Below are 12421 nucleotides of genomic sequence, written 5' to 3' on the forward strand. Positions count from 1 at the left end.
ACCCACGCGCTGGGGGCGCCGGCAGTCGGTTCGCGGGAACGTAACATACCATGCACGGCTCACGCACGACGGGGAGTCCGTTCGCTCCTCACACGGCGACGGAGACGGCGGCGATGCTCGACGAGGTGGGCGTCGACTCGGTCGAGGACCTCTTCGACATTCCGGAGTCGGTCCGGTTCGACGAGTCGTTCGGGATCGAGGCCCGAACGGAACGGGACACTCGCGAACTCGTCGGCGCCGTCCTCGATCGGAACGACGACCTGGTCGAACTGCTCGGGCGCGGTCACTACAGCTACTACGTCCCCTCGCTGGTCGATCACCTCTCGGATCGATCCGAGTTTCTCACCTCCTACACCCAGTACCAGCCCGAGGTCTCGCAGGGCTTTCTCCAGGCGCTCTTCGAGTACCAGTCGCTGCTCGTCGAACTGACGGGCCTCGAGATCGCCAACTGCTCGATGTACGACGCGGCGACGGCGCTGGGCGAGGCCGCGACGCTGGCGGAGCGAGTCCGGAGCGTCTCCGGGTCGACCGTTCTCGTCCCCGAATTGCTGGCCGACGCCAAGCGTTCGACGCTCGAGAACTACACGGCCGGGACCGATCTCGCGATCGAGGCGTATCCGACCGCGGACGGCGCCGCCGACGTCGACGCGATCGAGGCTCGTCTCGGCGACGACGTCGTCATGCTCTACGCCGAGAATCCGACGGTCCGCGGGACGATCGAGGAGGGGCTAACGGCGATGGGCGAGGCCGCCGCGGCCGCGGACGCGCTGTTCGTCCTCGGCTCCGACCCGGTCGCGCTCTCCGTCCTGCAGCGGCCGGCCGACGTGGGCGCCGACGTTGTCGTCGGCGATGCGAGCGTTCTCGGGCTGCCGACCGCCTACGGCATGGGCCTCGGCATCTTCGCCACGAAGGAAGACTACCTCCGGCAGGTGCCCGGCAGACTGGTCGGCGTCAGCGAGGACGCCGACGACCGGCGTGCGTTCACGCTCACCCTCCAGACGCGCGAGCAGCACATCCGGCGAGAACGCGCGACGAGTAACATCTGCACCAACCAGGCGTGGGTCGCGCTCCGGACGGCGATCCACGCGGCCGCCCTCGGCCCCGGGGGCATGGTCGACCTCGGCACGCGGGACGTCCGCCGAGCGCGCGACCTGGCCGAACGGGTCGACGACCTGATGGGCGTCAAAGCCCCGGTCCACGACCGGCACCACTTCCGGGAGTTCGTCGCGCGCGTCGACCAGCCCGCGGGGGCGATCGCGTCGGACCTCGAGGATCGGGGCTACGCCGTCCACACCCTCGACGACCACCGGATCCAGGTGTGCGTCTCCGGCGCGACGGACGACGAACTCGACGACTTCGTCGACGCCCTCGCGGAGGTGAGCCGATGAGCGGCGATTCCGCGAGTGCGCGATCGGACGACCGGCACGACGCGGCTGCGGACGACGCGAACGAGGTCCGGTTCGACCAGGCCCGCTGGTCGACCGACGGGACTTACGAGCCCCTGCTCTCCGAGAAGGACCAGACCGAAGTGTCGGTCGACGCCGAGGAAGCGGGGCTTCCCGACGAGCTGACGCGGGACTCGCTCGAACTGCCCGGCCTCTCCGAGTCGGAGCTCGCGCGCCACTACACCCGCCTCTCCCAGCACACCTACGGGATCACCAGCGGCCCGTACCCGCTCGGCTCCTGTACGATGAAGTACAACCCGCCGTTCACCGAGGACGTCGCCGCGCTCCCCGGCGCCGCGGTCCACCCGGACCGCTCCGAGGACTCGATCCAGGGCACGCTCGAACTGTGCTACCGTCTGCAGGACTACCTCGCGCGGATCGGCGGCATGGACGCCGTGACCCTGCAGCCCCCGGCGGGTGCGGCCGGCGAGTTCGTCGGGATCCGCGTCGCCGCGGCCTACCACGAGCACAACGGCGAGGGCCACCGCGACGAGGTGGTCGTCCCCGAGAGCGCTCACGGGACGAACTTCGCGACGGCGGCGCTGGCCGGCTACGACGTGGTCTCGCTGCCGAGCGACGACGAAGGCCGGGTCGACCTCGACGCGCTCGACGCGGCGCTCTCGGAGAACACCGCGGCGCTCATGCTCACCAACCCGAACACGCTGGGGCTCTTCGAGCGCGACATCGAGGAGATCGCCGAAATGGTCCACGACGTCGGGGGGCTGCTCTACTACGACGGCGCGAACCTGAACGCCCTGCTGGGTCGGGCCCGACCGGGCGACATGGGCTTCGACGTGATGCACTACAACGTCCACAAGACGTTCGCGACGCCCCACGGCGGCGGTGGCCCCGGCGCCGGCCCGGTCGGCGTGGTCGACGACCTGGCGCCCTTCTTGCCGGCCCCGCGCGTTCGGGAAGCGACGGCGGGGCGGAACGGATCGGATCCGACGACGGCGAGCACCGGCGCGGAGTACGAACTCTTCGACCCCGAGCACACGATCGGCAAGGTCCACGGCTTCCAGGGCAACTGGCTCGTCCTGGTGAAGGCCTTCGCGTACATCGCCCGGCTGGGCGACGAGGGCCTGACGGACGCGAGCGCGAAGGCGGTCCTCAACGCGAACTACCTGGGGAGCCGGATCGACTACGAGATTCCCTACGGCCCCTTCCACCACGAGTTCGTCGCGAGCGCGGGCGAGCAGGACGCCGCCGACGTGGCCAAGCGGATGCTCGACTACGGCGTCCACCCGCCGACGACCAAGTGGCCCGAAATCGTCCCCGAGGCCCTGATGACCGAACCCACGGAGGTCGAGACGAAGTCGACGCTCGACCAACTCGCCGCGGCGTTCGACGCGGTAGCCGCGGAGGACGACGCGACGCTCGAGGACGCGCCAAACCGGACCACCGCGAAACGCATCGACCAGACGAGCGCGGCGCGGACCCCGCGGCTCTCGTGGCAGGCGCTCGACGACGGCGAAGAGTAGCGACTGTCTCGTTTCGCCACGCGGTTCGAAAGATGCCGTCGGGGTCGCTACACCCGTTCGAACTCGGAGATCGTGCCACGTCCAGCGACAGTTCTCCAGCAGGCTTATTCGTGTGTACGGTCTACACACGAGTACGATGTCCCAGGAGAAGACGCGGGTGGATTTCAACGCCCCGACCTCCCTGGTCGAGCGAGCCGATCGGATCGCGAGCCTGCTCGACGTCTCCAGGACGCAGTTGCTCATCGAGGCGTTGCGCGACGAGATCGACGAGCTCGCCGCCGACGAGGGGTTCAAGCGCCGGCTACGGGACGCCTACTACGCGGACGAGATCGACTTCGAGACCGTCGAATCGATCCTCGGCTCGGAGGAGGCGATGCGGATGAAACTGGTGCGAGCCTCGCTCGACCGCGACCCGCCCGAGCCGGAACTGACCGGCGAACTACCGACCGACGACGCGTTTTACGGTGGCGACGCTCCGGAATGGGTACCGGGCGAGGATGACGACGGCGAAGAAACCCGCGCCTGAGATGGACGAACGCGCCCTCGTCGTGGTCGATACGAACGTGCTCTTGCACCTCGCCCGGCCGGTCGTCGACGGGCGAGAGCGCGCGCCGAGCGGCGCCGATCCGCTCAAGACGGTTCTCACCGCCTACGACGTCCACGTTCCGGCGACCGTACTCGGCGAGGTCAGCGAGGCGGCGGGTGACGACGATCTCCTCGGGACGGCAGCGCGGCTGGTTCTCGACGCGGCGGATCACGTCACCACGCACGACGTCGCCGGGACGGTCGACGACCCGCTCGCGTACGGCCTCGACGCCGGCGAGTCCCGCGGGATCCGGCTCGCGAACGACCTCGATGCCGACATGTTCGTCACCGACGAGTTCAACTCGACGAATTACCTGTTCGTCTCGCTCGCCCTCGAAGACCGCAACACGCTGTTTACGACCCCGCACGTCCTCTGCGCGCTGGCCGATCGTGCGATGCTGCCGCCGGAGTACGTCGATGCGGTTTTGACCTACTTCGTCGAGACGAAAGACTGGGATCGGGGGTACATCGATCGCCTTCGGGCCACGTATCTACCGTGACCGATCGAGATGGTGGCTATGCGGCTACCGATCGATGCTCGGACGGACCGAGCCGCACCGTCCGAGCCCGCCCGCTCTCCGACCGAAGGGCTGGTGTCATCCGTCGTTCCTGACTCGCTCGATTGCCTCGGTGAGTCGTTCTGCGTAGAAGTCGCGTTCGATGGCAGTCAAATTCGGTTTCCGCACATGAGAACAGGCCGGAATGCGACCCTGAGCGTAGATCGCGGCGGCGACTGCACTCCCGAATCCTCTGACCCCACTCGATCGAGGCCAGCCGGATTCAGCTCACCTCAGCGGAGGAGCGCCCCCGCCCGCTGGACGAGCCCGGGCGTCTCCGGTGTCAACCCGCCAGAGAAGCGCTCTCGGACGCCGAACAGCCGCCGGGCCAGACCATCCGACACCGTCCGCAGGAGACTGATATACCAGTTGTGTCGACCGAACGGCGGTTCGATCGTATAGGAGAGGTCATTTTGATCGGCCGCGTCCATCAGGATCGACCGCATGATCCGGACGCCTTTCTCGGCATCGTACTCGCGCGCCAGGTAGTGGCGATACGGGTGACGTATCGACGAGTACTCCCAGTGGGCGTAGGTCTCGACGCCGTCCTCGGTTTCGTGGAGGATCACGTGTAACTGGTAGTCGGTCAGGAGCGACTTCCGGTAGACCCACGACCCGTCGGAGACGTTTCCGTCGACGCGCACCTTCAGCGATGCGACGAGGTTGCGGGTGAAGCCAAGCGAGTCAAGCAATTCCTCGATTTCGGGCTCGGAACTGCGTAGCGTCGCGACGTACTCCTCCGGTGGCGTGTCACTGAGGGCGTAGCCACCGATCAACACGTCCAGCACGTTGTGGATCCCCGGAAGGACGCGCCGGCGGAACGCGTTGTAGGCGTCGGCCGTCCGTTTCATACTGGTACGTAATGGATTGTGCCGGATAGCCTTGTTCCCAGATTATCGCACTTCGGGGGATGCGCACCGACCGTGATGAAGGTCATCGTCGGGTGCCGTACCGTGCCAGGCCGATCGCCTGCAAGTCTTCATCGGTCGATCCCCGGCGGCGAGGTCGACCCGCAGTCACGCCACGCCGTCGAGCGATACGCGGACGCGGGTCGCCACGCCGACCGGGTCGCCCACACCGTGGGACGCGTCGAAGGTCACCTCGAGTCGAGGTCACTCCTCCATTCCGTCGTCTGGGGCCAAAACGATTATGCGAATTCGATTCCGACGGTCGGAACGTGTCAGACATCGACGCAGTCTGTTTCGATCTGGACAGCACCCTGTGCGTATCCAATCAGTCCGACGGCGACGTCCACGCCGCGGTGTTCGACCGCGCGGGCATCGACCCGCTCTTTTCGCCCGAAGACGTCCGCGCCGTCGATTCGGCCGACGTCGAGACGGCCGAAACCGACGCCGAGTTCTACGCAAACCTCTACCGGGCGACGGTCGCGAACTGCTCGACGGCTCGCGACGTCGACCCGTCGCTGCTCGACGAACTCGGCGAGATCACCGCGGAGGTCGTCGACCAGACTGACGTGTCGTTTCGGCCGGGCGCCGAAGAGATGCTCGCGTCCGCCCGCGACCGGTACGACGTGGGGCTGATCACGAACGGCGGGAAGGAGACGCAGCGGGCGAAACTCGAAACGCTCGGCATCGCGGACGCCTTCGACGTCGCGGTGTACTGCGACCCGACGGCGGGAATCGACCCGAAGCCGGCGACGGAGCCGTTCCGACGGGCGCTCGCGGGGCTCACCGCGTCCGCCGCGACCACGCTGTACGTCGGCAACGACCACAGCGCCGACGTGGTCGGCGCGCACGCGGCCGGGCTGCAGTCGGCGTGGCTGCCGCTGGATCGCCCCACCGGGACGACGCCGAGCGCTCCCGAGCCGACCCCGACGTACCGGCTCGAATCGCCGGCGGACTTGTCGACGATTCTCTGAGGTTGGGGACAGCAGGGCGAGGAGGGCGTTTCGACACCGAGTGGCGACGGCTGCCCGTCGTGGTTCGCTCGGTCGATCGGAAATTGCAACCATGGCTCCACCAGTAATTATTTATCGTCTCACGTCAACGGACAGAACGGAAGCCGCGCTCCGTCGAGCGTACGGGGATATAGCGAATGTCCCGGGTGTTAAGGGCACCCGAGACGCGGCTTCCGAAAACCGGTGGAGGTTTTCATCAGCCATGTTTGCGTACAAACCACTGAGACAAAAAGGTCTCGCACGTCCGTGGTACAGTCAGCGTCAGCTATTCTCGGATTTTGGCTTGGATTCGAAAGTCGGTAGCCAAGTTCATAACTACTCGGCGGAGGGACGCTGATGGGTCGATACGATTACGACGGACTGTCGGCGGAATCTGCGTGCGAGCGGTGCGGGGTAGAGTTGAAGGGTGCTCACTGGGTGCGACTCATGGCGTGCCATCAGGGGGCGCCGAACGAGCGATATCGGGATTCGGAGATGCGAATCTGCGTGGATTGCCTTGCTGCGCTGGGAATGCTGGAAATTTAGATGAGTACGTCTGAGGATGAGGTGAGTGATAGGCTGCACGACCGGTTCAAGCCGATCCGGGGTGTGGGAAGCTAACTGATCTTCGGGTATCATCTCGGTTCGCGGAAGGAATGGGCTGTGAACACGAGGTACTGATATTGGGAGACTTGCCTTTCGAAGATTTGGTGCTGCTTTTAGGCGGCTTCTCTGAGGGCTATGCTTTAGAGGAGAGACTCGTGATCTGTCCTGTTGCGATGCTTTCGTGAACACCAACATCCCGACCTCGTGTGCATATTCGAGAAATGGGTTTTACCGAGCTAGGAACCGTGGGGTTAGAGACTTAGACATACCTCAAATATTAATGAAGCAACCAGGATTGTTGGTCATGTATCATCAAATGTCTCAGTCCGTCCAATGCCATCCTCGGGGAGTCCCGAAATGGCCGATAGTTTCCCAATCAAATATTCATCAAATTCTGATTTGACGGCCATTACTAACCGATTACAAGCTTTTGCAGCTTCAATGGCTTCCTCTTCTGTTGGGTTATAGCCCTCGTGAACTATATCATTCCGCAGGTCTCGCACGCCATTATTCCATTCTTTATACTCCTTCAACTCTTTAATCTGGAAGTCGAGCTTTGACGAATACTGATCCAGAATATTATCGAATTTCATGAATGTGCCATCCTCTCGTCGAGCAGTCTCGACGGCCTCCTCGCTGTCCATTCCGTAATAATCCTGTAATAACTGTTCACACGCTTCTTTCAACCATCTCTCCATCAATCTATGTGAATCCGTCACCGCTAAGTCAAACTCCTTTAATGACATTTGGTCACGTATCCGCAGTTGTAACCTAGTGTAGACGCTAGGATCGATCCTACTTTTTAACATACCTCTTATTAAACCATCATCTTCATTATCAATTGTCGACCCCATTCCTCTCATTATTCCCGCATTTTTCTTGTAGTGTTGTTGAGTGTGTTCGCCTGAACCATCTTTCTCAATAATAACAAAGTCAAAAATATCGTGAGGGAGCAAATTTCTCATCCAGTAACTATCTGTAACTGATTTATATGCATTAACAAACCTATTTACACATTGTGTGGCTTCTTCAACGATATATTCGTTCTTGTCCTTCTTCTGCCCACCACCGGAAATCTGTAAAACGGGCGATCCAGGAACCTCAAGGATATCCTCAGGGATTGTTTCGATGAAGTCTTCCCCAAATACTACTTGTGTGTTAGTTCTGGACAAATTCCCTAGACGATCTTCTTCGGCGCCAGTTGCAGTGGTTATCCCACCTTCTCCTCCACCTGGAACCATATTGAACCCAATTTCTGCTGTATAATTCTCAAATGGTATCTCATACGTTTCTAAATCATCCGAACTAGGATCTCCAACCCGGATCAGAAATGGTATCTGAAACCGGACAACGATTTTTTCTGTTTCCATGCCATCACATATCATTCTTCGGTGATAAAGCTCCGTACTGCTTCGACCTTTACCTATCCACAGTCCGCTTCTGACTATGGTTCAGGCGGATACCTCTTCAGAGTTATAGCATCCCGTAAAGAGGTCCGTTTCGACTGGTTCTACTGGAGAATCGCGGTGCGGGGTTGGGCGGGGGCTGTGTAATTTTTTGGCTCTGTCCCCTTGGGGACACGCCATGCGGTGATGTTGGGGTACGGGAAGTCCTACACTGACCCTGCCACAATCGTTTCCCAAACAAACCAACCCGTATCGGTACGATTTATTTGCCCCGTCGTGAACGTTCGACTATGCACAAACACGTTGCACTGCTGACTCGCGACGAGGCCGTCTCGCACGACGCGTTCGTCGACCGCTGGGAGGCCGCCGACCTCGCCGCCCGGATCGACGGCGTCGTCCGCTATCACGAGGTCCTGCCGACGATGCCCGAGCACGCGGAATTCGACGGCCTGGCGGAGTTCTTCTTCGCGGACGAGGAATCCTACCGGTCCGCCGTCGCCGACCCAGACTCCCTCGTCACCGACACCGGCGGCGACCTCGCCGAGGCCATCGCGGCCGAGCGCGGCATGGCGGGCGAGCCGATCGTCCAGCGCGACGAGGTCGACGGCGACTCCGACGAGCTGTACAAGCACTCTGCGTTCCTCGTTCGCAAGGACGACCTCACCCACGAGGCCTTCATCGATCACTGGCAGCACAACCACACGCCGATTGCGCGCGAGATCACCGGCGTCGTGAAGTACGACACCGTCGTCCCGACCGATCCCGCCGCCCAGCCCTTCGACGGCATCGCGGAGTTGTACTTTTCGGAGATCGACGACCTCTACGACGCGCTGGGCAGCGAGGGGTCCCGGGACTACGAGGCGGTCGGCGAGATGGCCGAGAAGGCCCGCGAGGACGTCGACAACTTCCTCGCGATCGACGAGCGCCCGCGCTTCATCGGGCAGGAACGCGTCCGCGCGGACCGGCGGTGATCGACGTGCCCGACTTCGACGCGCAGGTCCGCGAGGCGTTCCCGGAACTCGCCGAGATCGCGGACGAGGCCCTCCGGGATCGGGTCGTCGAGGCCTGGACGCTCGGCCTCGAACGCGGGGGCTGGCGGGACGTCACGGACATCCCCTACGCGTGGAACATCCACGAGGTGAGCAACGTCGAGCACGTCCGCGGCGTCACCAAGATCGCGATCGAGTCCGCCGAGCTCCAGCGCGAGTTCCACGGCGCGGACCCTGACCTCGACGTCATCGTCGCCGCCTGCCTCCTCCACGATGTCGGCAAGTGCTACGAGTACCCCGACTTCGTCGACGACGACCTGCTCGCCGACCCCGATCCGACCTACGTGAGCGAGGAGGTCCCGCACTCGATCTCGGGTTACGCGCTCGCCCACGAGGTGGGCTGTCCCCTGGACGTCCAGCGCGCGATCCCGCACTTCCTGGGCGAGGTGCCGACGCGGACGCTCGAAGCGGAACTGGTCAAGAGCGCGAACTCGGCGTCCTCGAACGCGATCACCGAGGCCGCGATGGGAATCACGCTGCAGGAGTGGGTCGAGGAGTACTCGCAGACGTCCTGAATCTACGCTACGCCCGTCCGCCCGCTTCGTCGGCGTCCGTTCTCGGCCTCCGTCTCTTGCTGTCCGATCTCGGGTACCGATTTCCGGCGCTGCCCGATCGCCGACGCCGCCTCAATCGTCGAACGGATCCTCGAGGATCCGCTCTTCGGGCGTCGGTGCACCCGGGTGGATTCCGTGGCGCGCGATGGTGTACAGGACGGTCACGGTCACCGCACAGAGGACGAGCCCGCCGGCGATGCTCTCCAGCGCCGCACTCGCCAGCGGGCCGCTCAGGGGGTCGCCCACCGTCGCTGCGGCGGCCGTCGACGGCGCGGTCGCGAGTCCGTAGGGAACGAAGGTCACGAAGGCCGCGATCCACCACCGTTTCGTCGCGCGTTCGAGCGCGTCGACCGATCGATGGACCAGCGCGCGAGTGAGGCCGGCGACGCCGATCGAGACGAGTCCGAAGGCGGCCAGCGTTCGGGCCGACGGCGTCGGGTCGGTGGCGACGGCCGCGCCGGCGATCGTAAGCGCGACCGACCCGACGATCATCAGTCGCGGGGGAAGGCGAGGGAGGATCACTGCGCTGTGGTAGCGAGCCATTACACAAAACTCTCGCGAAGCGCCGATAGGACGGCTGAGACGACTCTCACGCGATCGTGAGCGTCGACAAGCAAAGGACGTATTACCCCACCATGCGACCACGTCAACGAGACAATGGCCCGCCCAACCGTCGGCCCCCATCAGCGTGGACGCGTCGCTGGTACGCCTCCCCGTCTGGCGACCCCATCGAACCGCCGGTCAAACAATCGTCTCCTCGCCGACCGCGACCCGGCGAATCGGCTAACGATCGGTTACCACGCCGGCCGGAGCGTGTGGCGATGACGCTGCGCGGACGACTCCGCTCGGAACTCCGGACGGCCTGGAAGCGACACGTCACCGGGGAGCCCGATCGGTACCAGGCCTACGTGTCGTTTCCCGTCGGCCGGCGAGGCGCGACCGACGGGCGAGTCGCGGAACACGTCGAAGCCCTCGAACGCGTCTTCGAGGGTCGACTCGACGTCTACGCGCGTCGGTCGCGCCTCGCGGCCGTGTCGGATCCGGTCCGGACGGATCGCTTCGATCCGTCGAACCTCCGGACCGTCCTCGATCGGATCGAAGCGGCGTACGAGGAGACGCACGCGCTCGCGACGGTGACGAAGTGGCGATCGATCGACGGTCGACTGGTCAAATCGTTCGTGGCCGTCCCGGTTCGACCGCTCTTTCCGCCCGGAACGGACCCGGACGACCGGCCCTCGAAACCCATCACGGCGAGGTAATCGACCGGCGATCGACGGTGGGACTGGCGCTGTCGCGGTTCAGTCGTCCGTATCGCCGCGTTCCGTCCCGCGGTCGGGGCTGCCGGTGCCGGTTCGATCGGTGGCCGTCGTCGATTCCTCCGGCGTCATCGCGTCCGCCCGACCCATCCAGCGATCGATGTTCTCGGCGACGTAGTCCTTGCCGCCCCAGCCCAGCGCGATGCCGGCACCGATTGCGACTGCGGCCGCGAGGCCCCAGGCGAGTGCGCGCGCGAAGACGTAGAGGATGCCGACGTCGATCCCCATCGTATCGAGGCCGATGACCAGCGCCGTCGCGTAAAGGAATACGCGCGCGCCGCTTGCGAACCAGCTCGTCATTACATCACCCGTCGCCGAACGAGTCCGCTCGATCACGTCGCCGACGAAGTCCGCGACGACGAAGCCGAGCGTGATGACCACCAGTCCAGCGATGAACGCGGGCAGGTACGAGACGGCCGTCGCGATCCACTCCGACAGCGTCGGAATCGCGAGCGCGTTGGCCGCGGCGAGGATCGCCAGCGCGTAGACGAACCACTTCGCGAGCTTGCCGAACGCGCCGGACACTGCTCGTTCGGTCCCGCCGAGGATACGACCGAGCGGCGTCTCCAGGACCATCCGATCGAGTTCGACGCCATCCGCGATCCCGCGCACGACGCGGCCGGCGAGGCGGCCGACGATCCATCCGATCAGGAGGATGACGACGGCGCCGACGAGTCGCGGGAGGAACGTGACGATCTCCGCGATCGGATCCTGCAGGTACTCCGGTACGTCGACTTGCTGGAGGACGATCTGTGTCTCTTCCATACCCACAGACAGTCCCGCCCCAGGTTTCGTAATTGTGCGGCTACAAAAAAACGGCCGCTGAAACGATCGCTCGGACGACGGTGGCAATCGATTGAACTACCGATTACGTCGATGGTCGCGACGTCGACCGCGTTTCCGGTCGAACACGGCGACCAGAGGCCGTCTTCGTTGCTCTCGCTTCACCGCGGTCAGGTGGGCTGGTGTCACACGCCAGATAATCACAGATTAGAATCCGAACCAACGTTCTTGAAATGATACGCGACTTCTCCGATAGTGTGAAGATCGTGACCGATTCGGTGTATATTTATCGTCATATTTCGCGGATATTACCGGCGTGTCGGTAACTATGCATACGAACTGATCGCGTGGAGTGTCTGTCGCGTTCACCGTGAACAACGATTAACCCGTATCCTCACACAGTAATAGTGGAGATGACCGAGAACAACCAACGGGCGGCGGCGATCTGTGAAACCTGCGGGACCGTTCACGCCGTTCGTCGCCGATCCGACGGCGAAATTCGGCCGCTGGGGATCGGGTCCGAAGCCGGGTGTCCGTGCGGGGATGGCGACCTTCGAATCATGGATACCGACACGGCCCTTCCGGAATCCACGGAGAAATAAGTCGCCGGCGGCCATCGGTCCGTCCGCGGACGACCGAGCTCCTTCGCGGCGTTCTGACCGGCTTTTCCAGACTCGGATCAGGGAACCTTCTTGCAGACGCCCGTAGCGCGACGAGGCGTGACCGACGACCGTCGAGCCGA

General features: G+C 63.8%; 13 protein-coding genes. 9 read left to right on the top strand and 4 right to left on the bottom strand.

Features of this window, described 5'->3' with window-relative positions:
* Nucleotides 1-50: 50 nt before the first annotated feature.
* From gcvPA to MXA07_RS10815, 4 genes are all read left to right on the top strand, one after another.
* Entirely contained in the window at nucleotides 51-1388 is a 1338-nt protein-coding gene (gcvPA, locus tag MXA07_RS10800) for an aminomethyl-transferring glycine dehydrogenase subunit GcvPA (RefSeq protein WP_247728613.1), read from the top strand.
* The gene (gene gcvPB, locus MXA07_RS10805; RefSeq protein ID WP_247728614.1) at nucleotides 1385-2926 is read left to right on the top strand and encodes an aminomethyl-transferring glycine dehydrogenase subunit GcvPB; all 1542 of its coding nucleotides are present in this window, start codon (nucleotides 1385-1387) and stop codon (nucleotides 2924-2926) included. Before gcvPA ends, gcvPB begins: the two co-directional genes overlap by 4 nt.
* Before the next feature lie 136 nt (nucleotides 2927-3062).
* Entirely contained in the window at nucleotides 3063-3452 is a 390-nt protein-coding gene (locus MXA07_RS10810) for a hypothetical protein (RefSeq protein WP_247728615.1), read from the top strand.
* Between the two features lies 1 nt (nucleotide 3453).
* Entirely contained in the window at nucleotides 3454-4011 is a 558-nt protein-coding gene (locus MXA07_RS10815; RefSeq protein WP_247728616.1) for a PIN domain-containing protein, read from the top strand.
* A gap of 290 nt (nucleotides 4012-4301) precedes the next feature.
* Here MXA07_RS10815 and MXA07_RS10820 read toward each other — a convergent pair whose 3' ends face one another.
* Nucleotides 4302-4919, bottom strand: a complete 618-nt coding sequence (locus tag MXA07_RS10820) for a hypothetical protein (RefSeq protein WP_247728617.1) — start codon at nucleotides 4917-4919, stop codon at nucleotides 4302-4304.
* Nucleotides 4920-5245: 326 nt separating this feature from the next.
* On the opposite strand from MXA07_RS10820, the gene MXA07_RS10825 reads away from it, so the two are divergent.
* The gene (locus MXA07_RS10825) at nucleotides 5246-5947 is read left to right on the top strand and encodes an HAD family hydrolase (RefSeq protein WP_247728618.1); all 702 of its coding nucleotides are present in this window, start codon (nucleotides 5246-5248) and stop codon (nucleotides 5945-5947) included.
* 926 nt (nucleotides 5948-6873) lie between these two features.
* Here MXA07_RS10825 and MXA07_RS10835 read toward each other — a convergent pair.
* Complete coding sequence (locus tag MXA07_RS10835; RefSeq protein WP_247728620.1) at nucleotides 6874-7941, bottom strand: hypothetical protein; 1068 nt, start codon at nucleotides 7939-7941, stop codon at nucleotides 6874-6876.
* Between the two features lie 326 nt (nucleotides 7942-8267).
* On the opposite strand from MXA07_RS10835, the gene MXA07_RS10840 reads away from it, so the two are divergent.
* Both MXA07_RS10840 and MXA07_RS10845 read left to right on the top strand, forming a co-directional pair.
* On the top strand, nucleotides 8268-8948 hold the full coding sequence (locus MXA07_RS10840; RefSeq protein ID WP_247728621.1) for an EthD domain-containing protein: 681 nt from the start codon (nucleotides 8268-8270) through the stop codon (nucleotides 8946-8948).
* 5 nt (nucleotides 8949-8953) lie between these two features.
* Nucleotides 8954-9541 carry an HD domain-containing protein gene (locus MXA07_RS10845; RefSeq protein WP_247728622.1) on the top strand — a complete coding sequence of 196 codons (588 nt, stop codon included), beginning with the start codon at nucleotides 8954-8956 and terminating at the stop codon, nucleotides 9539-9541.
* Between the two features lie 111 nt (nucleotides 9542-9652).
* Here the strand turns inward: MXA07_RS10845 and MXA07_RS10850 are convergent, their stop codons facing one another.
* Nucleotides 9653-10123, bottom strand: coding sequence for a DUF1467 domain-containing protein (locus tag MXA07_RS10850; RefSeq protein WP_247728623.1), 471 nt, complete (start codon nucleotides 10121-10123; stop codon nucleotides 9653-9655).
* A 278-nt stretch (nucleotides 10124-10401) separates the two neighbouring features.
* Between MXA07_RS10850 and MXA07_RS10855 the strand changes: the two genes are divergently transcribed.
* Nucleotides 10402-10839 carry a hypothetical protein gene (locus MXA07_RS10855; RefSeq protein ID WP_247728624.1) on the top strand — a complete coding sequence of 146 codons (438 nt, stop codon included), beginning with the start codon at nucleotides 10402-10404 and terminating at the stop codon, nucleotides 10837-10839.
* A gap of 39 nt (nucleotides 10840-10878) precedes the next feature.
* On the opposite strand, the gene MXA07_RS10860 is transcribed toward MXA07_RS10855, so the two are convergent.
* Complete coding sequence (locus MXA07_RS10860) at nucleotides 10879-11661, bottom strand: mechanosensitive ion channel family protein (RefSeq protein WP_247728625.1); 783 nt, start codon at nucleotides 11659-11661, stop codon at nucleotides 10879-10881.
* A gap of 431 nt (nucleotides 11662-12092) precedes the next feature.
* Between MXA07_RS10860 and MXA07_RS10865 the strand changes: the two genes are divergently transcribed.
* Complete coding sequence (locus MXA07_RS10865) at nucleotides 12093-12281, top strand: hypothetical protein (protein ID WP_247728626.1); 189 nt, start codon at nucleotides 12093-12095, stop codon at nucleotides 12279-12281.
* Nucleotides 12282-12421: the final 140 nt, after the last annotated feature.

It is taken from the genome of Halovivax limisalsi, from assembly GCF_023093535.1.
Classification (GTDB): domain Archaea; phylum Halobacteriota; class Halobacteria; order Halobacteriales; family Natrialbaceae; genus Halovivax; species Halovivax limisalsi.